This is a genomic window from Brevibacillus sp. BD137 (genome assembly GCF_041644655.1).
In the GTDB taxonomy this organism is placed as follows: domain Bacteria; phylum Bacillota; class Bacilli; order Brevibacillales; family Brevibacillaceae; genus Brevibacillus; species Brevibacillus brevis_D.
This window is the reverse complement of sequence record NZ_JAOTNO010000016.1, coordinates 41,939-67,276: the sequence shown is the minus strand read 5'-3', so window position 1 is coordinate 67,276 and position 25,338 is coordinate 41,939. Positions and strand designations below refer to the sequence as shown.

Here is a 25,338-nt window from a genome sequence, read left to right as displayed (position 1 = left end):
ACGGGACGTTTTTTAAATGAGACATGTCCGTTCACTTTGTACGAACGGTGGCAATCGTGTATACTGAATAGGATATAGAAGAGGACTGTGCAGATGGGGAGTGTCACACGAACATGGCTTATACCGCGCTATACCGCGTATACCGACCGCAGACTTTTCAAGACGTAGTCGGACAAGAGCATGTTACGACAACCTTGCGTAATGCTTTACGCGAAAATAGGCTGTCCCATGCCTATTTATTCAACGGTCCCCGAGGTACGGGAAAAACAAGTGCAGCCAAAATTATGGCGAAAGCAGTGAACTGCGAGCAGCCCATAGATGGCGAGCCATGCAATCAATGCGATACGTGTAGAGCCATCTCCAACGGTTCTGTAACGGATGTGCTGGAAATCGACGCGGCATCCAACCGTGGTGTTGAAGAGATCCGCGACATTCGCGACAAAGTGAAATTTGCCCCGAGCGACGTCAGGTATAAAGTGTACATCATCGATGAGGTGCATATGCTGACGACAGAGGCATTTAACGCTTTGTTAAAAACCCTCGAAGAGCCGCCGTCCCACGTCATTTTTATTTTGGCGACGACAGAGCCGCACAAGCTGCCAGCTACGATTATCTCTCGTTGCCAGCGCTTTGATTTTCACCGAATTCCACTGAGAGTGATGGTCGATCTTTTGCAAAGGATTTGTCAGTCACAAGGGGTGCAGGTGGAGGAGCAGGCCCTGCAGCTCGTAGCGAAGATGGCTGAAGGTGGAGCCCGTGATGCTCTTAGCTTGTTGGACCAAGCGATTAGCTATAGCAAGGACGAGGTTCGTGCTAGTGATATTATGCAGATTACGGGCACAGTTGCCCAATCTTACTTTTCTGTGCTTGCGCGACATATTGCCGAAAATGATATTGCGCAGGTTATGGAGCAATTTGATAAAGTCATGGTGCAAGGGAAGGACCCGGAGCAGTTCCTGCACGATTTCCTCTACTATTACCGCGATATGCTGTTATTGAAGACAGCGCCGCAGCTAGAAGAGATTGTCGAGCGGACCATGATTGATGACCAGTTTGCAGAGGTTGCAAAGCTGTACTCGTTTCCGGTGCTTTACGCAGCGATTGAGACCTGCAATCAGGCTTTGTCGCAATTAAAATGGTCGACCTATGCAAGGGTGTTGGTTGAACTGACCCTTGTCAAAATGTGCCAGCCTAATGCGAATGCGACGGAATTTGTGGGAGCCTCACCCGTTAACAGCGAGGAACTGACCGCGATGTCCAATCGTATTCGCGTTTTGGAAGAGCGTTTGGTTCAAGTGATGCAAGGTCAGGTGAGCATTCCCGGCCAGCAAAAGGCCGAAGAAACGCGCAAAAGCGAACCAAGGCGCATAGCTGCGGCTTCTGGTGGTTCACGAACCCCGATGAATAGAGTCAGGGAAGTCGCGAAGGCCATGGATGAGAATTTGACGAGACAAGTGCGTGGGCAGTGGAGTCAAATTTTGACCGAACTGAAAAAGATCAAGATCCAATACCAGGCTTGGCTAGTCAATGGTCAACCGGTAGCTGCCGGCAATGAAGCGGTTGTCGTAACCTTCAACAGTGCTATCCATTGTGATAAGACGATGGAGGCAGAGCTTCGGAGCGTGATTGAGCGCGTTATGTCTACGGTGTTGGGCAGGCCTTTGCAGCTCTTGTCTGTCATGGAGGAAGAGTGGCAAAGTGTAGACCAGCAGGTTGGTCAAAAAGACGCTTCTGATGAGCCAGAAGAGGACCCGTTTTTGGCGGAAGCCATCAAGCTCGTCGGAGAAGGTCTTGTGGAAGTCAAAGACTAAATCATACACTCATAACCATTTAGGGAGGATACCTCAATGAAAAACATGCAGCAAATGCAACAAATGATGAAGCAAGTGAAAAAAATGCAGGAAGAAATGCAAAAAGCGCAAGAAGGCTTGAAAGATAGAATCGTGGAAGGCTCTGCTGGTGGCGGTGCTATCACTGTGAAAATTGATGGACATAAGCAAATCAAAGACATCGTGATCAAGCCAGAAGTAGTAGACCCTGAAGATGTGGAAATGCTGCAAGACCTGGTGCTTACTGCTGTGAACGATGCACTGCGTAAAGCAGATGAAATGGTAGGCAAGGAAATGGGCAAATTTACTGGAGGCATGAACATCCCAGGCCTGTTCTAAAAATTGGGCAGGAAAAGAGGAGTAGGCGATGTTTTATCCAGAACCGGTCTCAAAGCTCATTGATGGTTTTATGAAATTGCCCGGCATTGGTCCCAAAACGGCTGGGCGGCTTGCCTTTTTTGTGCTCAATATGAAAGAGGACGACGTGCTTGATCTGGCAAAAGCATTGGTCAATGCCAAGCGTCAGCTTCATTACTGCTCGGTCTGCAACAATATTACCGATCTCGATCCATGTCATATTTGTCGGGACAAACGCCGTGACGGCTCCATCATCTGTGTAGTGCAAGAGCCGCGAGACGTGGTAGCGATGGAGAAGACGCGAGAGTTTGAAGGGTATTATCACGTTTTGCACGGGGCGATTTCTCCTATGGATGGGATCGGTCCGGAGGATATTCGCATTCCTGACCTGTTGAAGCGCCTCGGTGACGAGCAGGTGAAGGAAGTCATTTTGGCGACCAACCCGAATATCGAAGGGGAAGCAACAGCGATGTACATTTCCCGGCTGATTAAACCTTTTGGCATTCGCGTGACGCGTATCGCCCACGGCTTGCCAGTCGGTGGAGATTTGGAGTACGCCGATGAAGTCACGCTGACCAAAGCATTGGAAGGCAGACGCGACCTATAAAGGAATTTTAAAAAGTCGTCCTTTGATCACGATGTAGTTCTAGATGATCATTCGACATCGAAATTGGCGTTCACCTTCGAAGTCCGGTGCTCATGTAGGTCCCCTACACTCCGCTCCTCCTTCTTCAGGTTCTCGCCACTTTCTCGGTGCTGAAAGGACGACTTTTTAAATATCATCCTAGGAATTTCAATACGTACGACAAAGATAGAAAAGAAGACGGGGGCTGCCTGTCTTTTTTTCATTTCAAGAGGAGGATGCAGGATGCCAGTTATTCGTATGGAGTTTTTGATAGATGCTCCGCGACAGGTCTGCTTTGATGCTGCCAGAAGCATTGATTTGCATATGGAATCAACCGCCAGCACAAAGGAGAGAGCCATTGGAGGAGTAACGAGCGGACTGATAAACCTGGGGGAGACGGTTACCTGGGAAGCCATTCACTTCGGTATCAAACAAAATTTGACGGTGAAAATCACAGAGATGGAGGAACCGTGCTATTTCGTGGATGAGATGGTTTCTGGCGCATTCAAACGGTTTCATCACACGCATGAGTTCATTCCGATAACGGACAACCAGACGAGGATGATCGACATTTTTGATTACACATCTCCGCTGGGTATTTTGGGAAAGCTCGCGGATTGGTTGTTCCTGGAGGCGTATATGACGCGATTTTTACGAACGCGTAATGAATATCTCAAGCAAGTAGCAGAAGATCAGATCAAAGCTTTGCAATCTTGATAGAAATGCCGGACTTTTTTGAATGGACGAGACATACAGTGAAATAGGAGCGTGAGGAGATGCTGACAGGACCAGGACTGTCGCTTGCGAGTGGGATACGGCGACAAAAGTCCACTCCATGGGCGATCATGCTGTTTATTGGGTATTGGCTCATGTTTGCTGCGGAGTTATCCATGATTCGTTTTCACAAGGGGGTAGACGGAAAGTGGGTTGCTACTACCGTCGGGCAACCGGAGGTGTGGTTAGGATTACTTGCATTTGGGGTGACGGTATTTAGCTTCATTGCGACCGTTGGTTTCATTGTGAGCCTGCTAAGAGAAAGACGGCAGCTGACGTCATGGCTGTGGCAATATGACGAGCTTACAGGGAATGATGTACTGCATATTGTAGCTTGGCTGCATGTGTTTCAAACGGGCGTACTGCTGTTGTATGGGTTTTTACTGGAAGGTACCTTCTTTTCCATCGGAACGATCGGAGGGATATTGGAATCAGCTATTTTTCAACTGTTCCTGTTGATTTTGATTCCACTGTGGTTTCGTGGACGACTGGGAGAAATCGGCGTTCGCCGACCTGTACGACTAGGCCGGATGCTGTTGATGCTCGCTGCTCTGTTTCTTTTGATTGCACTAGTGATGGATGCGGTGGTGACTAACCCAATTGCGGACTGGTTTGGATTGTCTCTATCTTCAGAGCGAGAGCAGCAGATCGAAAAAGAGATTGTGCAGGCGAAAGAAACGGATATTTTGGCGGCGCTCACCTCACTCGTGGTCATTGGCATCTTGGTTCCGATTGCGGAGGAGATTTTGTTTCGGGGCGTGATTCAGACTTATCTGGTTCAGAGAATTGGGCCTCTTTTGGGTATTTTCCTGAGCAGTCTCTGGTTTGGGCTCCTACATATGGATCTCGCCCTATTTGCTCCACTTTTTGTCATTGGACTTTTACTCGGATTCGTTCGACATCGGTACCAATCAATCTGGGGAGCCGTTTTGTTGCATGCGTTGAACAACATGACAGGGGTACTTTACTACTTTCACTGAGGGGGAAGCTTGCTGGTGAGTAGGTGGAGAAAAAAAGCACGGTTCGTGGTGGAATGGAATGAAGCGAGCTTGGATGTGGCAGTCAATCAGGCGCGAATGGACTGGCAGCATGCCCGCCATCTTGTGGAGATCAGTGAACCGGATGGCGGTTTGGATGATGTCATTTACTATTTGCATGTGACCGAAAAGCGGTATATGTATTTGCTCGCGCAAGCAAAGCGCGAAAGGAATCGCCAACAGGCATAGGAGGAAAAAGCAGATGACTACAGGGTGGGTTATAGCACTGATTGTAGTTGGAATTTTGCTGGTGATTGCCGTCAGCAAATCTGTCACGGGCCCGATCAGGTGGATTGGATTTGGGATCATGCAAGTCGTGATTGGCGCACTATTGCTGTTTTTCACCAATCTGGTTGGAGAGCTGGCTAACTTCCACATCCCGATCAACCCAGTGACGGCTCTGCTCGTCGGACTACTCCGTTTGCCTGGATTGGCGGCGTTGATTGTCATCAAGCTATGGGTTATGTAAAGGTGTATCGATTCGGTTATCCATCGGTAAGCAAAAAGGCAACGCCGCGATCCTCGTATTTCACACGGCTATGACTTGGCTGACGAAAGGAAGTAAGGAGGGCGAGGAGGCGTGGCAGCGAGACGATCAACGTTCCGGTGATCAAGGTGAGCCCGTATCCTTCCGAAAGCCACACATAAGCCCCGGCTGCAATTGCCATACTCCCCACGTTTACCGTCAGCTCACTTCCCCGATAGACAGGGAGAGGGATGGGAAGTGGATAGCCTGCCCCCCACCATGGAGAGACGAGCATATCGGCAGTGGTCTTTGGCTTATGGCCGCGAAAACGGGCATACAGTCGAAATAAGACCAAATGACAGATCGGTATTACGGGTAGAATCGCTAAAGTCACAATCAGCGTATAAGCGGGGACTTGTAGCATGAATGAGTGCCAAATAAGGGACAAGCCTAATAACAGCAGTTGAAAAAGGTAGCCGACGAATTGCCAGCGAAAACGATAGAGCAGCTTGTAGCTATAGATCGTATGGGCGGCGGTTTCTTTCATGAGAAGTCACTTCCTTTGACAGCGGTCTGGATGAATGAAAGTCTGCGTTTCCATTATCGCACAGTCGCAAATCTTGAGAAAGCTCATACAACGAATGAAACAAGCCGTTTGTCTAGCCTGATTAGACTGACGGCTTTTTGTTATGGAAAGGATAAAAGGAATGATAGGGGTAGGGCGTAAGGAGGGAAGAAGAGCGTGAAGCTTTGGGTCATTTCAGAGGAGGTCGTAGCCAGATTCGGAAATGAGCTAGGAGCATGTGGAATCGAGCTGGTTGTTTGCAGCACAGATGCCATTCAAGAAGGCGCCAATGGATTTTTGCTGACGAAAGAGAGTGATGGCAAGCTTTTGCAGGAAAGGATGCAACAGCTGGGGACGGGGCCATGGCTTGCGCTTGTCTACGGAAGTGATGTGCCATACGACTGGGCGAATACTTTACATACCCAATACGAGCACACCGGGAAGTATGAGGTCATCCGCATGGCGTTATTTACCCACGAGCGTGCTTTGCTTGGAGGGGAACCTGATGGGAGATGGATGCGATTCCTCTGTAGGCAGCTCGCTCGCTACTCACTGGTGACGATGGTATGCGGGATGCGCGAAGTGGATGAAGCGCTTCGGCAATTGCCGCGCTATCTGGCGTGGAAGGAGCAGTTTTATATCGAACTTGGTGCCAGCTGCGATGAGAAGGGAATTTCTCTGCTCCAAGTCAGTCGCGCGCTCGGTATGGACAAACGAATCGGTCACGGCTGGCTCTACCCGTCCCGCCAGGACTCTTCTCTTATCGTTCGATGGCTTGAAAAAGAATGCAGGCTCGTTCTACAAAAAGCCAATATACAGCGGATCGTACTTTGGGGAGAGGATTCGCTATGGGAGCAGATGTCTTCTGACTGGTTGGCTGAAACGGACGTTGCCATTTACACGGGGGAGGACAAGCCAATTCCGAACAAAAGGATGACGCGTTGGACGCTACACGATTCGTGGCAGGATGCTGTAAAGGATGCGGATTTGCTCGTGATCGGGAATGCTGCGGGAACGACCATTGCAGAGCTGCCGTTATCAGAGCTGGTTAGCAGAATGAAGCATTCCTATGTCATTGATGCAGCAGCTTGCTTCCCTGTGCAGGAAGCCCAGTCCTACTTCCAAGCCTACCGAGCTATCGGCGAAAACACGAACGTTTGGGAATGATGCTGACTATAATAGGGTATAATGATTGGTATATTGAGGAAAAGGGCAGGCGTTTTCACTATGGAAAAAGTTGCTCAGCGATGTATCGTCTGTGAACAGGAGCAGAATGACGGAATCGCCATCTGTGAGCAGTTTATCTGTCAACGGTGCGAACAGGAAATGGTCAATACCGATGTACAGGATGAAAAGTATCCATTTTTTATTCATCAGATGAGACGCATTTGGTTGCGAAAAGATGCGTGAAGAAAGAAGGCATCGGTGCATTCCGGTGTCTTTTTTTTGCTGGATTCATGCGTGTCCAAATCATGCTAAAATAGGGGAATAAAAATAAAGGACGTGAGTCGCGCGTGTTGGAGAGAGATGTTGAATTTCGGGAGCGACAAAAGCGTGCGCCCCTTTATGAACAGCTTGAACGGCACGCCAAGCATCGGCCGCATCCGTTTCATGTGCCAGGACATAAAATGGGCCACAGCTTTGACAACCATTCGAAAAATCGCTTTCAAGACATTTTGGAGCTGGACGTAACGGAAATTAGCGGGACAGATGACCTGCATCAGCCACAGGGTGTCATTGCAGAAGCGCAGGATTTGGCGGCGCAAGCCTTTCATGCAGAACAGACCAAGTTTTTGATCGGAGGAAGTACAGTAGGAAATATCGCCCTCATCATGACGGTATGCAGACCGGGCGACAAGATACTGGTACAACGCAATTGCCATAAGTCTGTATTCAACGGCATTATGATGGCGAGAGCAACCCCGATCTTTTTAGTACCTGCCGTCGATCTGGCAACAGGAGTCGCTGCGGGTGTAAGGCGCGAAGATGTAGAGCGTGCGCTGCTTGCACACCCCGATGCGAAGGCAGTTTTTTTGACGAATCCAACCTATTATGGAATGGGTATCGATTTGGCGAAAATGGCGGCTACTGTCCATCGGTTTGACGTACCGCTTTTAATAGACGAAGCTCACGGTGCCCACTACGGGTTCCATCCTGCCTTTCCGCGTTCTGCCATGCAGGAAGGTGCAGATGCTTCGGTCCAATCGACACACAAAATGGGAACAGCGATGACAATGTCCTCGATGCTGCATATTCAGGGGGAGCGGATTGATCGTGAACGGTTGTTCCGCCATCTCGCCATGCTTCAGTCTTCCAGCCCATCCTATGTGCTGATGGCTTCGCTCGATGTAGCCAGACGTCATCTGGTGCTGGAGGCGACTGAGGAGTGGAATAGGTTGTTGCCGCTTTTGGACAAGTTTCGGGAGCGACTCGATCGACTGGACTGGCTGGATTGGCCGCGCCTGTCCACAAACAGCGTGTACGCTACGCTTGACCCGTTGAAGCTGTTTTTCCATTTGCGAACAGCCCAATTCAGTGGATTTGACTTGCAGAAATGGATGGAAAAGCACGGGATTTTCTCGGAGCTGGCGGATGACTCTCATGTACTCCTTGCAGCCTCGACAGGAACAGCCTCCCGTGACCTGGAAGCTTTGTGGAGATTGCTTGAATCGATGGCGCCACAAGTGGAACCGGGGGAGGAGCGCATTCTTTTGGCGGGAGTCGTGTCTTCCCATTATTTGCGCGAGCAGGCATTGCCGATGCATGAAGCCGTTGACTGCCCGAGGGAGTCGATTCTTTTGGAGCAGGCTCTGGGACGCATTGTGGCAGAGATGGTGATTCCATATCCGCCGGGGATTCCGGTGCTGGTGCCAGGTGAGCGGATCGATGAAGAAAGTCTGGCGATGCTAAAGGAATTGGCGAGAGGACAAACGCGATTCCACGGCGTACAGGACGACCAGCTACAAACGATACAGGTTTTACGATAATTTAAGCAACTGGCCTGCTACAACAGGGGTGGAAGGAGTATGGAAGTGGCAACAGGAAAAAAAGGCCGATTTATTACGATAGAAGGCGGAGAAGGGGCTGGGAAATCCACCGTCATCGCCAAGCTGTACGAAGAGCTGAAAACGCGGGGAGTCGATGTGCTTTTGACTCGTGAGCCCGGTGGAATTGATATCGCCGAAAAAATTCGGGAAATTATTTTGAATCCGGCCCACACGCAGATGGATGAAAGAACAGAGGCTCTCTTGTATGCAGCAGCACGTGGTCAGCATTTGGCGGAAAAGGTGTTACCTGCTTTGGCAGAGGGCAAGCTGGTACTGTGCGACCGTTTTATCGACAGTAGTCTCGCCTATCAAGGACATGCGCGGGGATTGGGCATTGATGCTGTCTACCAGATTAACCGATTTGCTGTCGGTGACTGCATGCCGGAATTGACTTTATTCTTTGATGTACAGCCTGAAATCGGATTGGCACGGATTAATGCTTCCCGTGGACGAGAAGTAAATCGTCTCGATCTGGAAGGGATGCGTTTCCATGAGCTTGTTCGGGAAGGGTATCAGCTGGTCATGGAACGCGACCCAGAGCGCTTTGTCGTCATTGATGCCGAGCAGCCGATGGAACAAGTATATCAATCTGCCTTGCAGGCACTGCTAGACAGATTGTAAAGGCTGTAAGGTTCCCTGTACCGCAGGATGATGTACATGCTGTATAATATGTTTAAGCGAAATAACGTACCAAGCCTACGTGTTTTTCATACAATGAAGAAGCCAAATTGGGAATGATCATGGGAGAAAGGGTGATAGCCGATGAAAATGGTAGTTGCGGTCGTCCAAGATAAAGATAGTGGTCGTCTGTCTCAACAACTGGTGAAAAAAGGTTTTCGTGCTACGAAGCTGGCTAGTACGGGTAGCTTTTTACGCGCCGGTAACACAACTTTTTTGATCGGTACGTCTGACGAAAGCGTGCCGGAAGTAATCGACATCATTGCGCATAATTGCAAATCCCGCAAACAAATGGTCACTCCCGTCTCTCCACTCAGCAATGCTGTAGACTCGTTCATGCCCTATCCGCTGGAAGTACAGGTGGGTGGTGCGGCAGTATTCGTATTGGATGTCGGAGAGTTCCACTCATTTTAATGTGGTTCCTTCTCTCTTTTTTCGCAGCTTTCGTATATACTTGATCTCATGGGGACAGACCCTGTATTGGATCGGGCGACGGAGGTGGCGATATGAAAATCAGTGATGGGTTACGGCCTAAACTGGACTTGATTAAAACGACGGATTCACGCAAGAATCCTCAACTGGAAAAGCTGAATTTTGGCACGATGATTCAAGGAGAAGACGAACGTATGTCTCAGGAGAAGCTTACCCGGCTGCTGACAGACATAGACAAGCAGGGACAGATTCTTGCTCGTTCCCGCGCCGTTCGTGACTTCTATGCTTATAAAAATCTCGTCAAGCAGTTCATGGAAGAGGCTGTGAAGTTCGGCATTGCCTTAGATGACAGACGAGGAATGAATCGACGTGGTCGCAGCAGGCTGTACAAGATCGTCAAAGAGGTGGATGCAGAGCTGCTCAAGCTGACAGATGAGCTCTTGAGCGAGCAGGCACCAACGATTGATTTGTTAGCCAGGATTGGCGAGATCCGCGGCATGTTGATCAATTTGTATTTTTAGTGGGTGTGAAACCATCATGACATGGACCCGTTTTTCTCAGCAGCCACGAGCACAGGAACTGCTGTCTCATAGTTTGCGCAACGAACGACTGGCACACGCCTACTTGCTGGCGGGTCCCAAAGGTTCAGGTAAAAAGCAGATGGCCCTGCATCTGGCGAAGTCCCTTTTTTGTTCAGAAAGGGAGGCAGACGCCTGCGGGGCCTGTGTTACATGCAGGCGCATAGAGGGTGGCAACCACCCGGATGTGTTGTTTATTACGCCTGACGGGGCTTCGATTAAGATCGACCAGATCCGTTCGCTGCAAAAAGAAATGGCGATGCGCGCCGTCGAGTCGTCACGCAAGGTATATATCATCGAGCACGTCGATAAAATGACGACACAGGCTGCCAACAGTCTGCTCAAGTTTTTGGAGGAACCGCCCGCTGGTGTACTGGCACTACTTTTGACAGAGCACAGCCATGCGATTCTTCCTACGATTTTATCTCGATGCCAAATCGTTCAATTTTCACCACTTTCTGCAGAATCGATTGCGGAAAAGCTGCGTGCAGAGGGCGTTTTGGCGGGAATGGCGCAGGTTGCCTCCCACATTACGACAAATGTGGAAGAAGCTATGACACTCAGCCAATCAGAATCGTTTGCACAGCTAAGAAATCTAGTGATACAATTGGTGCAGGAGTGCAAACAGCGCAATTCATCTGCACTCTTAACGATCCATGATATGTTGCAAAAGAGCGACAAAAGTAAAGAGGAACTACCCCTCTTTTTAGATTTGCTCATCCTTTGGCTGCGCGATATCCTGTATTTGCAAGTAGGCAGGCATGCCCATCTCATTAACAGCGACCAACAGGATGTGCTGCAAGGACAAGCACTGGTATGGACAAAAGCTGAGCTCTTGCGTGGGATAGATTTGGTCATGGAGACGAAAAATCGGATAGAGCGAAATGCCAACGCACAGTTGGCTCTTGAGCGGTTGGTTCTTCAATTCCAGGAGGGATAACCCTTGTACGAGGTTGTTGGGGTCCGCTTTAAGAAAGCGGGCAAAATATATTACTTCGACCCTGACCGACTGCCGATTGAGCAAGACTGCACCGTCATCGTGGAAACGGCGCGAGGGGTCGAATTTGGCAAGGTCGTCATTGGCAAAAAAGAAGTGGCTGAGTCTGATGTCGTATTGCCGCTGAAAAAGGTCATTCGGATGGCAGACGAGCGAGATGCAAAACAGGTGGATGAAAACAAGCAAGCCGCCAAGAATGCTTTTGCTGTATGTCAGACGAAGATCAAAGAGCACAAGCTCGATATGAAGCTGGTCGATGTGGAATACACGTTCGACCGCAACAAGATTATCTTTTATTTTACTGCTGACGGCAGGGTTGATTTCCGTGAGCTGGTAAAAGACCTCGCCTCCGTATTCCGCACCCGGATTGAGCTTCGCCAGATCGGTGTGCGTGACGAAGCCAAAATGCTCGGCGGGATCGGGCCTTGTGGCAGGTTGCTTTGCTGTTCAACGTTCCTCGGCGATTTCGAGCCAGTCTCGATCAAAATGGCCAAGGACCAAAATCTTTCGTTGAATCCAGCCAAAATCTCCGGTCTATGCGGCCGGTTGATGTGCTGTTTAAAATACGAGAACGACAACTATGAAAGCTCGAAGGATGAGATGCCGGACGTCGGCAAATTGGTCACCACCCCGATGGGGAATGGACGAGTCGTTTCCGTAAATGTGCTTGACCAATCTGTTCAAGTAGAGCTTTCCATTGACAAACGTGTCACCGAATTCGGATTGGATGAGATTGCGATAGGTCTCCCCACCTTTGAATAAAGTGTGGGGGTAGGGGAGAGGTGAGCTAGTGGACAAACGGGAAATCTTCGTCAAGATGGCGAGCATTGAAGAACGTATTGGCGACCTTTATAAGGAAATTGGTGAACTGAAAGACGTCATCGTTGTTTTGATGGAGGAAAACGCCCAATTACTCGTTGAAAACCAGCACCTTCGCAACCGACTAGACAGGAAAAAGACCGGCTCCCAAGCAAAACAAAAGGGAACAAGCCCTGTCGCGAAGGAAAAAGCCAAAAAGGCAGTGGTCGGCGAAGGATATGACAACCTAGCCCGTTTGTACGCGGAAGGATTTCATATCTGTAATGTGCATTTCGGCAGCCTGCGAAAAGAAGGGGATTGCCTGTTCTGTCTCTCATTCCTGAGCGGCGGCCCTCAAAAATAAGCGGTGAGTAACCAGCACCACATGAAAAAGCGACCTGGGCCACGTGTCAGGTCGCTTTTTTCCGGATAGGAATAATAAGACAAGAACAAAAGGGAGTACGAGTCGCAGATGGAACCTGTCACCAACGTGCCGCTTTACGAAACAGAGCGCATCGATGATTTATTGACACATGAAATGAAAATAATCCAGAGTCACGAGGTGTTTTGCTTCTCCATGGACGCGGTTCTTTTGGCGCGATTCGCATCGGTGCCAAAGCGCGGAAAAGTATTGGATATGTGCACGGGCAATGGAGCTATACCGCTCATTATGACGACGCGTACGCCAGAAGCCAGTTTTGATGGAATCGAAATTCAAGAGCGTTTGTTCAGCATGGCGAGCCGCAATGTGACATTGAATGGTTTGAACGAGCGAATTACGATGCATCATGGCGATGTGAAGGATGCGGTGTCGCTGTTTGGGCACGGGAATTTCGATTTGATCACGTGCAATCCGCCATATATGCCTGCGACCAGTGGGGAGAAAAACATCAGCGAGCACTTTGCGATCGCTCGTCATGAGATTATGCTGTCCTTGGAGGATGTCATTCGCGTGGGGAGTCAGTTGCTAAAAAATGGCGGCAAGCTGGCGCTGGTGCATCGATCCACACGTTTGATCGACATCGTTTCGCTTATGCGCCAATATGGCATTGAGCCGAAACGAATGCGTCTGGTTTATCCGCGTAGGGAAGCAGAGCCGAATATGGTTCTGATCGAGGGAATAAGGGGTGGAAAGCCGGAGCTGAGAATTCAGCCGCCGCTGATTGTGTATGAAAATGGAGAGCAATACTGTGAAGAACTACAGGAAATCTATTATGGCAGACGAGATTCCCTCGAGTAAGAGTCACTATGTCTACATCCTCTCTTGTGCGGATGGGACACTCTACACCGGATATACAACAGAGCTGATCCGTCGCTTGGCTGCTCATAATGAAGGAAAGGGTGCCAAGTATACGAGAGGCCGCGGGCCAGTGGAGCTGCTCTATTGGGAAGAAGGAGCAGACCGTTCCTGGGGTCTCAAGCGTGAAGAGAGCATTAAACGATTAACGCGCAAGAAAAAAGAAGAATTGATTGGAGGGGCTTCCGAATGAATGTGCAACGCAGTTTTGCGTCAGAAGAAGCAGGAGTCCTTTATTTGGTGGCTACACCCATCGGTAATCTCGATGATATCACGGTGCGGTGTCTAAATACGTTGCGTGAAGTCGATGTCATCGCGTGTGAAGATACGCGTCAGACGAGAAAGCTGCTGAATCATTTTCAAATCGAAAAACGTACGGTCAGCTATCATGAGCATAATAAGGAAGCAAGTGGAAATGGGTTGTTGCAGTGGCTTGCCGAGGGCAAGAAAATTGCCTTGGTAAGCGACGCTGGCTTGCCGGCTATTTCCGACCCGGGCGCGGAGCTGGTACGAGATGCGACCGCAGCGGGATTTTCTGTCATTCCCGTTCCAGGTGCCAATGCGGCATTGACAGCTCTGATCGCTTCCGGCCTTCCTACTAATGGCTTTGTATTTTGCGGATTTATGGGACGCGAAAACAAAGAAAGACGCGAAGAGCTGGAACGACTGAAGCGATATCCAGAAACGCTGATTTTTTATGAAGCTCCTCATCGGGTGGAAAAGACGCTTGCGGCCATGCGGGAAGCGTGGGGCAATCGGCGAGCTGTCCTGGCAAGAGAGCTGACAAAGCGCTACGAGGAATTTGCGCGCGGGACGTTGGACGAGCTGTTGGAATGGCTCAGAAGCGGCGAGGTGCGCGGTGAGTTTTGTGTCATTGTCGAAGGCAACACCGGTCCGCTGGAAGCGGAAGTCGATGATGCATGGTGGCAAACGCTGAGTATCGTGGAGCACGTGGATCATTACTGCGCACAAGGCATGGGGAAAAAGGAAGCCATCAAGCAAGCAGCTGATGATCGAAACGTATCCAAACGAGATGTTTACAACGAATATCATCGTGAATAAAAGGGAATGAGTGAGCAAAGCTGGCCAATACGGTCGGCTTTTTTCTTTTCGTCATCTCGACGGGTTACGTTTAATACGATGGTAGGGAGAATCAACAGTGAGTATACGTGATTCTCGTTTTATTGTGAATACAGATGAAAAAGACGATCACTTCATATTTACCCTGCCCGTTACATGGAACAGTAGACCGTACGAATATGCTTGGGCCAAACAGTTTGCCAATCCGAATGACGTTGTGCTTGATTCAGCTTGTGGGATCTGCCACCCATTCATATTTGGGAAAAGGGTAGCAGACAGGCTGCCTGTACACTATTTAGATGGTATTCATTATTGTCGAGCCAATTTAACCTACTTGTCGTACTCAAATCAAAAGTTTGATACTATATCTTGCATCTCTGTTCTCGAGCATCTCGAAGACCCGGTTATGGTGCAAGCATTCAGTGAATTTCACAGGGTGTTAAAAGACGATGGGCAGCTCGTGCTCACTTTTGATTACCCGCTAATCAATTTAGCTCGACTACAGCAAGTTTTGGCGGAGGTTGGATTACAGTTTTCTGGCGATGTATCCTTTGAAATGCCGACAGATGTGGTCTATTCTGATTTGTATGCGCCCAGGCTGTTCTTCTTCCGAGCGCTGTTGAAGAAAAAATAGCAAACAAAAAGCCTTTGTAGGCTCGTCCCACAAAGGCATGTTTATGTAATCAAATGATATTAGCGTTTAACAGGCATTTCTGTCAGGCAATCTTGGCACACAATTTTACCTTTAAAGTGAGATACTTTGTCAGCGTTTCCACAGAAGATACATGCAGGCTCATACTTTTTCAGGATGATGCGCTCTCCGTCAACGTAGATTTCCAAAGCATCTTTCTCAGCGATACCCAGAGTGCGGCGCAATTCGATTGGAATAACAACACGACCCAATTCATCTACTTTACGAACGATACCGGTTGATTTCATCATAGTTAAAATCTCCTCCCAAAATACTGTATATGTCGATGCTATTGTTATACACTCATCATTTATCGTCAATATTCGACATTTTCTGTTGGGATAATCATACCAGCCATTCCCAAAGGTGTCAACATGATTTTGACAATTCCTTGAAAAGCAAAATGTTTTTTCAAAACCGAAATGCTGTTAAATAGGTGTTTCTCAAAGTGTTGGAAGGGATATGGAAATTTTTATGGATAAAATTTACTGGGATTATTGGGTGTCGAATGAGTCGACGAATGTCGAAACCCAACAGATGATTCGACAAAAACCCCAAGTTTTCCCCTCTCTGCTTGTAATTTGTAAAGTTGGCATGAAGCGAGCGATAAAATCGCTTAGGAAGATGGGGGTGTCGAGGATGTTTACAAAACAGGTTGGTCGTGTACAATAGAGGATAAATACAGCAAATGATACCAAACGACCATGATGGGAAGAGTAAGCCGATCTCCTTATTTCAGAGAGCCGGGGTAGCTGAAAACCGGTATAAGCGAGCAAGCTGAACATGGACCCTGAGTCTTGCAAATGAACAGTGACGGCATTGACCGTACCAAGTAGTTTGTGACGTATGCCCACGTTACGGGTAGAGTCATGTTTTGACTCACCAAGTCCGTTTTCCGTGAGGGGACGGAGTATTTGGGTGGTACCGCGAGATAGAGCTCGCCCCAATTTTTTTGGGGTGGGCTTTTCCTTATTTTCATTAACGTAAACAGGAGGGGAATAGTTGCAATGAAACCTACTTATTACATTACAACACCGATCTACTATCCAAGTAACAAGCTCCACATCGGTAACGCCTATACCACAATCGCGTGTGATGCTTTGGCACGTTATAAGCGTTTGCGCGGCTATGATGTGTATTACCTGACAGGGACAGATGAGCATGGTCAAAAGCTCCAAGAGCGTGCAGCTGAAGAGGGCAAACAACCGCTCGAATTCATCGACCCGATTGTCGATTGGGTAAAGGACCTGTGGGAAAAGCTAGACATCTCTTATGACGATTTCATCCGTACCACAGAGCCTCGTCATAAAGAAGTCGTACAAAAAGTGTTCCAGCGCCTGCTCGACCAAGGTGATATTTACTTGGGTGAATACGAGGGCTTCTACTGTGTACCTGACGAGGCATTTTGGACAGAGACTCAATGTAAAACCGATAATGGATATATTTGCCCAGACTGTGGACGCGAAGTGAAAAAAGTGAAGGAGAAAAACTACTTCTTCCGCATGTCCAAGTATCAGGACAGACTGCTTGCACACATTGAAGCAAACCCTGAATTTATTCAACCGGAGAGCCGCCGCAACGAAATGATCAATAACTTCCTGAAACCAGGCCTCCAGGATTTGTCCGTATCCCGCAGTACATTTGACTGGGGAATCAAGGTGCCAACCGATCCAGAGCATGTTATTTACGTATGGATTGATGCATTGACGAACTATATTTCTGCTCTCGGGTATTTGTCCGCAGACGACAGCAAATATCGTAACTTCTGGCCAGCCAATGTTCATATGGTTGGAAAAGACATTTTGCGCTTCCATACGATCTACTGGCCAATCCTGTTGATGGCACTGGACATCCCGTTGCCAAAACAAATTTTTGGTCATGGCTGGCTTCTGATGCCGGATGGAAAAATGTCAAAATCCAAGGGCAATGTCATTGACCCGAAGGTTTTGATCGACCGTTACGGTTCTGACGGCGTTCGCTACTTCCTGCTTCGTGAAATCAACTTCGGTCAGGATGGTATCTTCACGCCAGAATCGTTCGTACAGCGCCTGAACTACGACTTGGCTAATGACATCGGAAACCTGCTCAGCCGTACCGCTACGATGATTGAGAAATATTTCGATGGTATCGTTCCAGCACCACAGGATGCAGGAGAGCCGGATGACAGCTTGATCGGCCTTGCGATGAAAACGAAAGCGCTGGTGGAAGAGCACATAGAAGAAATGCGCTTCTCCAATGCACTGGCTCACATCTGGGAGCTGGTGGGACGTACAAACAAATACATCGACGAGACCATGCCTTGGAATTTGGCGAAATCCGAAGAAACCAAAGGTCGTCTGGCAACCGTTATGTACAATTTGGTGGAAAGCATCCGCATTAGCTCCGTGCTGATCCAACCGTTCATGACCAAAGCACCAGCGAAAATTTGGGATCAACTGGGTATTTTGGGCAATGAAGAAGCAACCAACTGGGAATCTGCTAGTGTATGGGGTGGATTGCCTGCTGGAAGCACCGTTAGCCGCAAAGAACTGCTCTTCCCTCGTCTGGATGTTCAAGCGGAACTCGCTTTCATCGACGACTCGACAGCAGAGGCGCGCCGCCAAGCGGAAGAAAACAAGAAAAAGCAAGCAGCTTTGAAAGGGGAAGCACCTGTGAGTGAAACAAACACCAACCAAACAGAAGCAACAACTGACAAGCCAGCTGACGCAAAAGAAGAAATCAGCATCGACGATTTTGGAAAAGTAGAGCTGCGCGTCGCACAGGTAGTGGAATGTGCTAAGCATCCAAATGCAGACAAATTGTTGGTTCTGCAATTGGATCTCGGCTACGAAAAGCGCCAAGTAGTTTCTGGTATCGCGAAATACTACTCCCCAGAAGATATGGTCGGCAAAAAAGTGATCCTCGTAGCTAACCTGAAGCCAGTGAAGCTTCGTGGTGAGCTGTCCCAAGGAATGATCTTGGCAGCATCGGCAGGAGATCAGTTGACACTTGCGACTGTTGACCCAAGTATGCCAAACGGAGCAATCGTGAAGTAACGAGGGCAAGGAAAGGAAGGACCCATCTTGTTATTTGAAACCCATGCTCATCTAAATGCGAATGAATTCGATGAAGATCGTGCAGAAGTCATTGCTCGTGCGCAAGAAAATGGCGTCAGTACGATTGTGAACATCGGATTCAATGCTGAAACAATTCCAAGCTGCATGGATTTGGCTCATGCGTATGACTTTATTTACGCCGTCATCGGTTGGCATCCACAGGACGCCAAGGATATGACGGACGAACACCTGGAATGGATCGAGGAACTCAGTCGTGATCCGAAAGTAGTGGGATTGGGTGAAATGGGCTTGGATTACTACTGGGATACGTCGCCACGTGATGTGCAGGCAGAGGTATTCCGCAAGCAGATTCGTCTGGCTCGCAAGCTCGACATGCCGATCATCATCCACAATCGCGATGCACACCAAGACGTTTTGACGATCCTGAAGGAAGAGAAGGCAGCAGATGTTGGCGGCATCATGCACTGCTTCTCTGGCAGCTGGGAAACAGCGAAGCAGGCACTCGATATGAATTTTTATATTTCGTTCGGTGGTCCGCTTACGTTCAAAAATGCCAAGCAGCCAAAAGAAGTAGCAGCGAAGGTACCGCTAGACAAGCTGTTGATAGAGACAGATTGCCCATATCTCACCCCGCATCCTTTCCGCGGAAAGCGAAATGAGAGTGGATATGTGCGTTACGTCTGTGAGGAAATGGCGAACATTCATGGTTTGTCTTACGAGGAAATGGCGCAAATTACCGCAGACAACGCCAGACGTCTTTTTCGCATGAACGGTTAATAAAAACGGGAAATCACGATTGATCACGTGATTTCCCGTTTTTTTGTGTGAAGTAACCGGGTTCTACTCGATTTTGTCGACGCATACGATGAACAATGTGTCGAACGATTATTGTCCATCCGACATGGCTTCTCGACAGGTTTCTGCTACCATTCGCCAAGCCTATTTTGCTAGTCTGATACCATTATCGTTTCAGCCAAAAGGGAGGGTAAATTTGACAAAGGAGAGAAAGTGAAATACAATCAAAGCCGACCTTGTGAAGTACCGGCCACTTCCAGAATATTAGTGCAATTACATCGACCCTTACCTGGCTAGACAAGAAGAGCCTTGTGCTTTTCTAGGAAAAGGAGTGTGGGAAATGGAGTTACGCGCGATATGGGAAAGGTATAAGAATCGTGGGCTCGTCATGTTTGGCTGCCTTGCTCTTGTGCTCGTTCCCATGATTGGCTATTTCTCTGCCCAGGCTACTCAGCCAAAACAGGTCACTTTTTCGTTGGACGGAGAAAGCAAGACGGTCGCTACAAAAGCCACGACTGTTGAGCAGTTCTTAACCGAGCGAAACATTACGGTAACGGAAAAGGATTCCCTTCAACCGACACCAGAGACGAAGCTAAAAGACGGAGCACTCATTACTTTATATACAACCTGGTCCATACCAATCCAGGTTGACGGGCAGAAAAAAACGATAGAGACACTTAGTCGTGATGTTGCTGGTGCGTTGAAGGACGGCGGCATCGTGCTAGGTGAGAAGGACCGGGTAGAACCGGAATTGACCGCTACACTTACCAAGGACTCCTCGATCAGCGTAAAGCGAATTGTTGAGAAAATGGTAAAAGTCGATGAGCGAGTCACCTTTCAAGAAATACGCAAAAATGATCCAGCGCTGGAAAAAGGTAAGACCCGCGTATTACAGAGCGGGCAAGAAGGTAAGGCAATTGCACACTACAAGCTAGTCATGGAAGATGGGAAAGAAGTCTCCCGTGACCTGGTCAAAAGAGATGTACTTGTACCGAAGAAAGATAATGTTGTAGCCGTGGGTACCGCAATCCCAATGTTGCAGAAAAAGGGTCAACCAGATCGGGTCCTGGTTGCTTCTGCAGCGGGTCCGGTCTCGCGTGGTGGAAAAGTATTTAGGCCGAAAAAAGTACTGAACGGGGTTACCCTGACCGCTTATACTCCTTCGGGAGGTGGCAAACACCCAAGCTCTCCGGGATATGGACGCACATCAACAGGGGCAAAAGCCAAGGTAGGTCACACAATCGCTGTAGATCCTAACGTCATTCCGTATGGATGGTGGGTGTACATTGAAGGTGTTGGGTATCGTCGAGCTGAAGATACGGGTGGTGCCATGAAAGGTGGCAAAATCGACGTATTCGTAGGCACGGAGTCCGAGGCGAGGAATTTCGGTCGCAAGCGCAACAAAACTGTATATATCATTGGACCACAGAAGCCTTAGGACAGGAGCGATTGCTCCTGTTCTTCTGTTTCCTAGATGGTTATTGTGATAAGCTGTTTGTTAGTTAGACGATTCTGTTTACCAAATGTTTCATGTATTTTTTGCTTGAGGTACTGTTTTTTTTGGAACAATAGTATCGTACCGATTTTGTACGAAAGTGGGAGCACATGATGAAGATCAAGGAAGTCATCGTGGTCGAAGGACGAGACGATACCGCAACGATCAAGCGCGCGGTTAATGCCGATACGATTGAAACTGGCGGTTCTGCCATTCATAAAAGAACGATTGAAAAAATCAGGCTGGCGCAACAAAAGCGCGGTGTTATTATTTTCACAGACCCTGATTATCAAGGGGAGCGCATCCGAAAAATTATCAGCAAGTCAGTTCCAGGCTGTAAGCACGCATTTATTACCCAGGAGGATGGGACCAAAAAGGGCGATATCGGTGTCGAAAACGCGACACCTGACGTGATTATTCGTGCGCTCTCAGAAGTGCGTACCGAAATGGCGGAAACGGCTGGGGAAATTACCTCTGACGACTTGTTGGCAAATGGCCTGACGTCCGGTGTAGATGCCAAAGAACGCAGAATCAAGCTGGGAGAAGCATTGGGGATCGGATATGCCAACGCCAAGCAAATGCTGCAGCGGCTCAATGCCTTCCAAATCAGTCGAGCAGAATTCGAAGAGGCTATTGCAGCCATCAACAAAGAGAGGGAGTAAGCCATGACCCAAATAGCGGGCAAGGATATTGCCACACCGACGCGTACAAAAGAGATATTGGAGAAGTACGGCTTTGCTTTTAAGAAGAGTCTGGGCCAGAACTTCCTGATAGACACCAACATTTTACACAACATTGTTTCAGAGGCAGACCTCACCAAGGAAAAGGGAGCGATTGAGATTGGGCCCGGTATCGGTGCTCTAACGGAGCAATTGGGACGAGCAGCCAAAAAAGTGATGGCGATCGAAATCGACCAGCGTCTTTTGCCTATTTTGCAGGACACGTTGTCACCCTATGAAAATATTGAAGTCGTTCATGGGGACGTACTGGGGCTGGATCTGAAGAAGTTAATAGAAGAAAAGATGACAGGAGTGGAAAAGCTGAGCGTAGTGGCAAATTTGCCTTACTATGTGACGACACCGATCCTGATGAAGCTGCTGGAAGAGAGATTGCCCCTCGAGAACATCGTAGTTATGATTCAAAAGGAAGTGGCAGAGAGAATTGCAGCCAAACCAGGAACGAAAGACTATGGCTCTCTGTCAGTCGCAGCTCAATTCTATGCAGATATAGAAGTAGCGATGATTGTGCCTGCAAGTGTGTTTATCCCGCGTCCGAATGTCGACTCGGCAGTGATTCGTTTAAAAGTAAGAGATCGTCCGCCAGTGGAGGTAGATGATCAGGACGTGTTTTTCCGGGTGGTACGCTGCTCGTTTGCACAGCGCCGCAAGACATTGTTGAACAACCTAATGAATGGACTGTTTCCTAAAACCCAAAAGGATGAAGTAATACAGATGCTCACTGACATCGGGATCGATCCGACCCGACGTGGTGAAACACTCAGTTTGGACGAATTTGCCCGCCTAGCGAACGAAGGTATGCGCCGCGGACTAATTACGTAAATCGTGTAGACAACCCCCTTATTTTTGGGCGCGATCCCCAAGAAAGGGGGTTTTTGCGTATTTATGCCCTTTATGCATATCTTTTGACAAATATCTACGTTTTTTATGAAAAAAACCCCGTTGACAAAATATCTGCAGGGTTGCTATAATTTTTTATTTCTTTGACAAAATATAAGTGAGCTGTTATAATAGATGTAAGCGAGGTGGATGGAACAATGGCAAGAAACGCGTTACTTGACATTAAACGTAGTTTGGACGGACACATTGGTGAGCGCATCCTGCTGAAGGCTAATGGCGGTCGCCGCAAAACCGTTGAACGTAGTGGCATCCTCGAAGAAACTTACCCATCTGTGTTTGTGGTAAAGCTGGATGACGACCAACTCTTTGAGCGGGTATCTTACAGCTATGCTGACATCTTGACGGAAACAGTAGAATTGACGGTGTGCCGCGAAAACGAGCACATCCGCATCACATTTGTACAACAGTAGAGCCCTTTTGGGTTCTACTGTTTTGTTTTTTATATCGAAAAGCTCTGAACATTTGGTTCAGGCAATAAAAATAGCGGTATGGAGCACACTAAGCCTGTCAACGAGAAGGAGGGTGCTATGGGTCGCAGACGAGGACTGATGTCAGAGCAGTTTAAGATGGAACTGGCCAAAGAGCTTGGGTTTTACGATACGGTAAAATCCGAGGGTTGGGGAGGCATCACGACACGGGACGCGGGTAACATGGTCAAGCGCGCTGTTCAGCTTGCTGAGGAAGCATTAGCCGCTAAGCGATTGTAACGTTTGGTTTTGAACGTACGGACGTTTCTCACCATAAAAACTCGTTGACAAGGCCGGGGCATCCCGGCTTTTTTTTTTGGAAAGAGAGCTGAATTTTCGAAATACCCATAATGCTCTCGATCCTATTCTTTTTAATTGATCAAGTGGCATGGGAGAGTTTGCCTATGCTACAATAAGAAACTAGGAAATTTAGAAAGTAGGCAGAGGTGAATTACGTGCGTATCTCGGTCAAAGCTCCGGCCAAAATTAATTTGACTCTCGATGTGCTTGCCAAACGGCCGGACGGTTATCACGAAGTAGAAATGGTGATGACAACCGTAGACTTGGCAGATCGTGTGGACATGACTCTACGCGAAGATGGTGAGATTACGCTGGACTGTTCTGCCAGCTTCGTACCAGATGATATCCGTAACCATGCATATAAAGCGGCAACGCTCATGAAAGCAAAATTTCAAGTACGCCAGGGCGTACACTTGTATATCGACAAGCAAATACCTGTTGCAGCTGGACTGGCAGGTGGTAGCAGTGATGCAGCGGCAACACTACGCGGCTTGAACCAATTATGGAATCTTGGGTTGACCAGAGATGAGCTGGCTAAAATCGGAGCGGAGATTGGCTCTGATGTGCCATTTTGCGTTTATGGTGGAACAGCGCTGGCGACGGGGCGTGGCGAACAGATTGCGCATCTGGGAGCTCCTGCACCGTGCTGGGTCATTCTAGCCAAGCCGCCTATCGGAGTATCTACCCCAGATGTATACGGCAACCTGCGTGTGGCCCAGATCGACAATCATCCTGATACCAAACAGATGCTGCAAGCCATCGCGACGCAAGACTTTTCACTCATGTGCCAATCTCTTGGGAATGTGCTGGAGAACGTTACACTCTCGCTCCATCCACAAGTAAGACAGATCAAGGATCTCATGATCGCGTCAGGAGCAGATGGTGTCCTGATGTCTGGCAGCGGCCCTACTGTGTTTGCTCTTGTGCAAAAGGAAGCGAAAGTACATAGGATCTACAACGCGTTGCGAGGTTTTGTCAAAGATGTGTTTGTTGTCCGAATGTTAGGCGCTCAAGAAGGGGAAATACTTGCATAAACCCGTATGGAAATGATACATTATCAGCATAATATTCGGTTTTGGAGGAAGAGCCATGAAGAAATTGCGCAGAAGTGCACGTCTGGTTGACATGACGCAGCACTTGCTCGCCCATCCCCATACGCTGACTCCTCTCACTCTGTTCGCGGAACAATACGGCGCAGCGAAATCATCCATCAGTGAAGACTTGTCTATCATCAAAGAGGCTTTTGAAGTCCAAGGGGTAGGCTTGTTGAAAACGGTGGCGGGAGCGGCAGGCGGAGTGAAGTATATTCCACAGGTCAAAACGGAAGAGGCCCTTCACTTCATGCGCGAACTGATTGGTCAACTCGCTAATCCAGAGAGACTTTTGCCAGGTGGATACTTGTACATGTCAGACATTCTCGGAAATCCACAAACGATGGCGAAGATTGGAAAGCTCTTTGCAACGGCTTATGCGGATAAAAATGTGGATGTCGTCATGACGGTGGAAACAAAGGGGATTCCACTTGCGTATGCGACGGCTATGTTTTTGAATGTACCTGTTGTGATTGTGCGCCGTGACAACAAGGTGACGGAAGGTTCAGTAGTGAGCATTAACTATGTATCGGGTTCCAGTAAACGAATCCAAACCATGTCACTTGCTCGCCGCGGTTTGGCTGAGCAGTCCCGTGTCCTCATTGTGGACGACTTTATGAAAGCTGGCGGGACGCTGCGGGGCATGATTGATTTGTTGCAGGAATTCCGTGCAACCGTTGTGGGATGCGGCGTACTGGTAGAAACGACAGCGGATGTTTCTGAGCGTTTGGTAGATGAATACGTATCGCTTGCAAAACTGCAGGATGTAGACTTCAAGGGCAAGCAAATTGAAATAGAGCTAGGCAGTTTTTTTGAAAAAAGAGGGGAGTAGATAGGTATGGCAATCTCTTTTGTTTCAACTGACAAGGCTCCTGCCGCTATTGGTCCTTACAGCCAAGCTGCAAAGGTAGGTCCATTTCTTTTTGCATCAGGTCAAATTCCGCTGCGTGCAGACGGCACGTTGGTAGAGGGTGACGTCGTGGAGCAAACCCATCAGGTTTTTTCCAACATTCAAGCGGTACTGGCAGAGGCCGGTGGCAGCCTGACGAACGTAGTGAAAGCGACTGTATTCATCAAGGACATGAATGATTTTGGTCAACTGAACGAAGTGTACGGTCAATATTTCGGTGATCACAAGCCAGCTCGCTCTACTGTGGAAGTGGCACGACTGCCGCGTGACGTAAAAGTTGAAATCGAAATTGTAGCTTATATCGAATAGAAAAAAATGGAAAATAGCCTGATGCCA

General features: G+C 48.5%; 32 protein-coding genes and 1 other annotated feature. Of the genes, 30 read left to right on the top strand and 2 right to left on the bottom strand.

Annotated elements, in window-relative coordinates; translation table 11 throughout:
- Window positions 1–113: 113 nt before the first annotated feature.
- The 7 genes from dnaX to ODZ53_RS25510 all read left to right on the top strand — a co-directional run bounded on the left by dnaX (window position 114) and on the right by ODZ53_RS25510 (window position 5,091).
- Window positions 114–1,811, top strand: a complete 1,698-nt coding sequence (gene dnaX, locus ODZ53_RS25540; RefSeq protein ID WP_372680941.1) for a DNA polymerase III subunit gamma/tau — start codon at window positions 114–116, stop codon at window positions 1,809–1,811.
- 45 nt (window positions 1,812–1,856) lie between these two features.
- Window positions 1,857–2,168: a YbaB/EbfC family nucleoid-associated protein gene (locus ODZ53_RS25535; protein WP_041749751.1), complete on the top strand. Its 312-nt coding sequence runs from the start codon at window positions 1,857–1,859 to the stop codon at window positions 2,166–2,168.
- 28 nt (window positions 2,169–2,196) lie between these two features.
- The gene (gene recR / locus ODZ53_RS25530; protein ID WP_012683846.1) at window positions 2,197–2,793 is read left to right on the top strand and encodes a recombination mediator RecR; all 597 of its coding nucleotides are present in this window, start codon (window positions 2,197–2,199) and stop codon (window positions 2,791–2,793) included.
- A 261-nt stretch (window positions 2,794–3,054) separates the two neighbouring features.
- Window positions 3,055–3,528: an SRPBCC family protein gene (locus ODZ53_RS25525; protein ID WP_012683847.1), complete on the top strand. Its 474-nt coding sequence runs from the start codon at window positions 3,055–3,057 to the stop codon at window positions 3,526–3,528.
- Window positions 3,529–3,587: 59 nt separating this feature from the next.
- Window positions 3,588–4,565, top strand: a complete 978-nt coding sequence (locus tag ODZ53_RS25520) for a CPBP family intramembrane glutamic endopeptidase (RefSeq protein ID WP_172143065.1) — start codon at window positions 3,588–3,590, stop codon at window positions 4,563–4,565.
- A gap of 15 nt (window positions 4,566–4,580) precedes the next feature.
- A complete protein-coding gene (locus tag ODZ53_RS25515) occupies window positions 4,581–4,811 on the top strand; it encodes a DUF2508 family protein (RefSeq protein WP_012683849.1) in 231 nt (76 codons plus the stop codon).
- A 13-nt stretch (window positions 4,812–4,824) separates the two neighbouring features.
- On the top strand, window positions 4,825–5,091 hold the full coding sequence (locus ODZ53_RS25510) for a pro-sigmaK processing inhibitor BofA family protein (RefSeq protein WP_012683850.1): 267 nt from the start codon (window positions 4,825–4,827) through the stop codon (window positions 5,089–5,091).
- A gap of 16 nt (window positions 5,092–5,107) precedes the next feature.
- On the opposite strand, the gene ODZ53_RS25505 is transcribed toward ODZ53_RS25510, so the two are convergent.
- Window positions 5,108–5,635, bottom strand: a complete 528-nt coding sequence (locus ODZ53_RS25505) for a hypothetical protein (RefSeq protein ID WP_372680938.1) — start codon at window positions 5,633–5,635, stop codon at window positions 5,108–5,110.
- Window positions 5,636–5,830: 195 nt separating this feature from the next.
- Between ODZ53_RS25505 and ODZ53_RS25500 the strand changes: the two genes are divergently transcribed.
- The 13 genes from ODZ53_RS25500 to ODZ53_RS25440 all read left to right on the top strand — a co-directional run bounded on the left by ODZ53_RS25500 (window position 5,831) and on the right by ODZ53_RS25440 (window position 15,194).
- On the top strand, window positions 5,831–6,820 hold the full coding sequence (locus ODZ53_RS25500; RefSeq protein ID WP_372680936.1) for a hypothetical protein: 990 nt from the start codon (window positions 5,831–5,833) through the stop codon (window positions 6,818–6,820).
- A gap of 60 nt (window positions 6,821–6,880) precedes the next feature.
- Window positions 6,881–7,063 (top strand): sigma factor G inhibitor Gin, encoded by a 183-nt coding sequence (locus ODZ53_RS25495; RefSeq protein ID WP_007719893.1) that lies wholly within the window; start codon window positions 6,881–6,883, stop codon window positions 7,061–7,063.
- A 104-nt stretch (window positions 7,064–7,167) separates the two neighbouring features.
- Entirely contained in the window at window positions 7,168–8,640 is a 1,473-nt protein-coding gene (locus ODZ53_RS25490; protein ID WP_142498795.1) for an aminotransferase class I/II-fold pyridoxal phosphate-dependent enzyme, read from the top strand.
- A 39-nt stretch (window positions 8,641–8,679) separates the two neighbouring features.
- Complete coding sequence (gene tmk, locus ODZ53_RS25485; protein WP_372680933.1) at window positions 8,680–9,321, top strand: dTMP kinase; 642 nt, start codon at window positions 8,680–8,682, stop codon at window positions 9,319–9,321.
- 141 nt (window positions 9,322–9,462) lie between these two features.
- Window positions 9,463–9,792 carry a cyclic-di-AMP receptor gene (locus ODZ53_RS25480; protein WP_007719896.1) on the top strand — a complete coding sequence of 110 codons (330 nt, stop codon included), beginning with the start codon at window positions 9,463–9,465 and terminating at the stop codon, window positions 9,790–9,792.
- A 92-nt stretch (window positions 9,793–9,884) separates the two neighbouring features.
- Complete coding sequence (locus ODZ53_RS25475) at window positions 9,885–10,331, top strand: YaaR family protein (RefSeq protein ID WP_012683855.1); 447 nt, start codon at window positions 9,885–9,887, stop codon at window positions 10,329–10,331.
- A gap of 16 nt (window positions 10,332–10,347) precedes the next feature.
- Window positions 10,348–11,328, top strand: a complete 981-nt coding sequence (gene holB, locus ODZ53_RS25470) for a DNA polymerase III subunit delta' (RefSeq protein WP_016740906.1) — start codon at window positions 10,348–10,350, stop codon at window positions 11,326–11,328.
- 3 nt (window positions 11,329–11,331) lie between these two features.
- Window positions 11,332–12,147 carry a PSP1 domain-containing protein gene (locus ODZ53_RS25465; protein ID WP_012683857.1) on the top strand — a complete coding sequence of 272 codons (816 nt, stop codon included), beginning with the start codon at window positions 11,332–11,334 and terminating at the stop codon, window positions 12,145–12,147.
- A gap of 28 nt (window positions 12,148–12,175) precedes the next feature.
- Window positions 12,176–12,547 (top strand): DNA replication initiation control protein YabA, encoded by a 372-nt coding sequence (gene yabA / locus ODZ53_RS25460; protein WP_012683858.1) that lies wholly within the window; start codon window positions 12,176–12,178, stop codon window positions 12,545–12,547.
- A 108-nt stretch (window positions 12,548–12,655) separates the two neighbouring features.
- Window positions 12,656–13,423, top strand: a complete 768-nt coding sequence (locus ODZ53_RS25455; protein ID WP_007719904.1) for a tRNA1(Val) (adenine(37)-N6)-methyltransferase — start codon at window positions 12,656–12,658, stop codon at window positions 13,421–13,423.
- Window positions 13,398–13,673: a GIY-YIG nuclease family protein gene (locus ODZ53_RS25450; protein WP_007719905.1), complete on the top strand. Its 276-nt coding sequence runs from the start codon at window positions 13,398–13,400 to the stop codon at window positions 13,671–13,673. The genes ODZ53_RS25455 and ODZ53_RS25450 overlap by 26 nt, the downstream gene beginning before the upstream one ends.
- On the top strand, window positions 13,670–14,542 hold the full coding sequence (gene rsmI, locus ODZ53_RS25445; protein WP_372680928.1) for a 16S rRNA (cytidine(1402)-2'-O)-methyltransferase: 873 nt from the start codon (window positions 13,670–13,672) through the stop codon (window positions 14,540–14,542). Before ODZ53_RS25450 ends, rsmI begins: the two co-directional genes overlap by 4 nt.
- 97 nt (window positions 14,543–14,639) lie before the next feature.
- On the top strand, window positions 14,640–15,194 hold the full coding sequence (locus ODZ53_RS25440; protein ID WP_372680926.1) for a class I SAM-dependent methyltransferase: 555 nt from the start codon (window positions 14,640–14,642) through the stop codon (window positions 15,192–15,194).
- Window positions 15,195–15,253: 59 nt separating this feature from the next.
- Here ODZ53_RS25440 and ODZ53_RS25435 read toward each other — a convergent pair whose 3' ends face one another.
- Window positions 15,254–15,502 (bottom strand): AbrB/MazE/SpoVT family DNA-binding domain-containing protein, encoded by a 249-nt coding sequence (locus tag ODZ53_RS25435; RefSeq protein ID WP_007719913.1) that lies wholly within the window; start codon window positions 15,500–15,502, stop codon window positions 15,254–15,256.
- A gap of 444 nt (window positions 15,503–15,946) precedes the next feature.
- Window positions 15,947–16,200, top strand: a binding site (T-box leader).
- 58 nt (window positions 16,201–16,258) lie between these two features.
- Between ODZ53_RS25435 and metG the strand changes: the two genes are divergently transcribed.
- The 10 genes from metG (at window position 16,259) to ODZ53_RS25385 (ending at window position 25,311) form a co-directional block, all read left to right on the top strand.
- Window positions 16,259–18,286, top strand: a complete 2,028-nt coding sequence (metG, locus tag ODZ53_RS25430; RefSeq protein WP_372680924.1) for a methionine--tRNA ligase — start codon at window positions 16,259–16,261, stop codon at window positions 18,284–18,286.
- 27 nt (window positions 18,287–18,313) lie between these two features.
- The gene (locus ODZ53_RS25425) at window positions 18,314–19,084 is read left to right on the top strand and encodes a TatD family hydrolase (protein ID WP_012683862.1); all 771 of its coding nucleotides are present in this window, start codon (window positions 18,314–18,316) and stop codon (window positions 19,082–19,084) included.
- Between the two features lie 358 nt (window positions 19,085–19,442).
- Window positions 19,443–20,540, top strand: coding sequence for a resuscitation-promoting factor (locus tag ODZ53_RS25420; RefSeq protein ID WP_372680921.1), 1,098 nt, complete (start codon window positions 19,443–19,445; stop codon window positions 20,538–20,540).
- A 170-nt stretch (window positions 20,541–20,710) separates the two neighbouring features.
- The gene (gene rnmV, locus ODZ53_RS25415; RefSeq protein ID WP_372681068.1) at window positions 20,711–21,259 is read left to right on the top strand and encodes a ribonuclease M5; all 549 of its coding nucleotides are present in this window, start codon (window positions 20,711–20,713) and stop codon (window positions 21,257–21,259) included.
- Window positions 21,260–21,262: 3 nt separating this feature from the next.
- On the top strand, window positions 21,263–22,156 hold the full coding sequence (gene rsmA, locus ODZ53_RS25410) for a 16S rRNA (adenine(1518)-N(6)/adenine(1519)-N(6))-dimethyltransferase RsmA (protein WP_372680919.1): 894 nt from the start codon (window positions 21,263–21,265) through the stop codon (window positions 22,154–22,156).
- Window positions 22,157–22,371: 215 nt separating this feature from the next.
- A complete protein-coding gene (veg, locus tag ODZ53_RS25405; RefSeq protein ID WP_005830485.1) occupies window positions 22,372–22,644 on the top strand; it encodes a biofilm formation stimulator Veg in 273 nt (90 codons plus the stop codon).
- 117 nt (window positions 22,645–22,761) lie between these two features.
- Window positions 22,762–22,941, top strand: coding sequence for a small, acid-soluble spore protein, alpha/beta type (locus ODZ53_RS25400; protein WP_012683866.1), 180 nt, complete (start codon window positions 22,762–22,764; stop codon window positions 22,939–22,941).
- A 215-nt stretch (window positions 22,942–23,156) separates the two neighbouring features.
- Window positions 23,157–24,035, top strand: coding sequence for a 4-(cytidine 5'-diphospho)-2-C-methyl-D-erythritol kinase (gene ispE / locus ODZ53_RS25395; protein ID WP_012683867.1), 879 nt, complete (start codon window positions 23,157–23,159; stop codon window positions 24,033–24,035).
- Between the two features lie 55 nt (window positions 24,036–24,090).
- Window positions 24,091–24,924: a pur operon repressor gene (gene purR / locus ODZ53_RS25390; protein WP_012683868.1), complete on the top strand. Its 834-nt coding sequence runs from the start codon at window positions 24,091–24,093 to the stop codon at window positions 24,922–24,924.
- Between the two features lie 6 nt (window positions 24,925–24,930).
- Complete coding sequence (locus ODZ53_RS25385; RefSeq protein WP_012683869.1) at window positions 24,931–25,311, top strand: RidA family protein; 381 nt, start codon at window positions 24,931–24,933, stop codon at window positions 25,309–25,311.
- The last annotated feature ends 27 nt before the right edge of the window (window positions 25,312–25,338 follow it).

What these genes read in the sequence shown, in the direction of transcription:
- ODZ53_RS25495 (WP_007719893.1), top strand. Translation starts at nt 6,881, where the DNA reads ATGGAAAAAGTTGCTCAGCGATGTATCGTCTGTGAACAGGAGCAGAAT.
- metG (WP_372680924.1), top strand. Translation starts at nt 16,259, where the DNA reads ATGAAACCTACTTATTACATTACAACACCGATCTACTATCCAAGTAAC.
- ODZ53_RS25450 (WP_007719905.1), top strand. Translation starts at nt 13,398, where the DNA reads ATGGCAGACGAGATTCCCTCGAGTAAGAGTCACTATGTCTACATCCTC.
- ODZ53_RS25435 (WP_007719913.1), bottom strand. Translation starts at nt 15,502, where the DNA reads ATGATGAAATCAACCGGTATCGTTCGTAAAGTAGATGAATTGGGTCGT.
- veg (WP_005830485.1), top strand. Translation starts at nt 22,372, where the DNA reads ATGGCAAGAAACGCGTTACTTGACATTAAACGTAGTTTGGACGGACAC.
- ODZ53_RS25520 (WP_172143065.1), top strand. Translation starts at nt 3,588, where the DNA reads ATGCTGACAGGACCAGGACTGTCGCTTGCGAGTGGGATACGGCGACAA.
- ODZ53_RS25385 (WP_012683869.1), top strand. Translation starts at nt 24,931, where the DNA reads ATGGCAATCTCTTTTGTTTCAACTGACAAGGCTCCTGCCGCTATTGGT.
- holB (WP_016740906.1), top strand. Translation starts at nt 10,348, where the DNA reads ATGACATGGACCCGTTTTTCTCAGCAGCCACGAGCACAGGAACTGCTG.
- ODZ53_RS25480 (WP_007719896.1), top strand. Translation starts at nt 9,463, where the DNA reads ATGAAAATGGTAGTTGCGGTCGTCCAAGATAAAGATAGTGGTCGTCTG.
- ODZ53_RS25475 (WP_012683855.1), top strand. Translation starts at nt 9,885, where the DNA reads ATGAAAATCAGTGATGGGTTACGGCCTAAACTGGACTTGATTAAAACG.
- ODZ53_RS25420 (WP_372680921.1), top strand. Translation starts at nt 19,443, where the DNA reads ATGGAGTTACGCGCGATATGGGAAAGGTATAAGAATCGTGGGCTCGTC.
- recR (WP_012683846.1), top strand. Translation starts at nt 2,197, where the DNA reads ATGTTTTATCCAGAACCGGTCTCAAAGCTCATTGATGGTTTTATGAAA.
- rnmV (WP_372681068.1), top strand. Translation starts at nt 20,711, where the DNA reads ATGAAGATCAAGGAAGTCATCGTGGTCGAAGGACGAGACGATACCGCA.
- ODZ53_RS25400 (WP_012683866.1), top strand. Translation starts at nt 22,762, where the DNA reads ATGGGTCGCAGACGAGGACTGATGTCAGAGCAGTTTAAGATGGAACTG.
- tmk (WP_372680933.1), top strand. Translation starts at nt 8,680, where the DNA reads ATGGAAGTGGCAACAGGAAAAAAAGGCCGATTTATTACGATAGAAGGC.
- rsmA (WP_372680919.1), top strand. Translation starts at nt 21,263, where the DNA reads ATGACCCAAATAGCGGGCAAGGATATTGCCACACCGACGCGTACAAAA.
- ODZ53_RS25510 (WP_012683850.1), top strand. Translation starts at nt 4,825, where the DNA reads ATGACTACAGGGTGGGTTATAGCACTGATTGTAGTTGGAATTTTGCTG.
- rsmI (WP_372680928.1), top strand. Translation starts at nt 13,670, where the DNA reads ATGAATGTGCAACGCAGTTTTGCGTCAGAAGAAGCAGGAGTCCTTTAT.
- ODZ53_RS25505 (WP_372680938.1), bottom strand. Translation starts at nt 5,635, where the DNA reads ATGAAAGAAACCGCCGCCCATACGATCTATAGCTACAAGCTGCTCTAT.
- ODZ53_RS25525 (WP_012683847.1), top strand. Translation starts at nt 3,055, where the DNA reads ATGCCAGTTATTCGTATGGAGTTTTTGATAGATGCTCCGCGACAGGTC.
- dnaX (WP_372680941.1), top strand. Translation starts at nt 114, where the DNA reads ATGGCTTATACCGCGCTATACCGCGTATACCGACCGCAGACTTTTCAA.
- ODZ53_RS25455 (WP_007719904.1), top strand. Translation starts at nt 12,656, where the DNA reads ATGGAACCTGTCACCAACGTGCCGCTTTACGAAACAGAGCGCATCGAT.
- ODZ53_RS25535 (WP_041749751.1), top strand. Translation starts at nt 1,857, where the DNA reads ATGCAGCAAATGCAACAAATGATGAAGCAAGTGAAAAAAATGCAGGAA.
- purR (WP_012683868.1), top strand. Translation starts at nt 24,091, where the DNA reads ATGAAGAAATTGCGCAGAAGTGCACGTCTGGTTGACATGACGCAGCAC.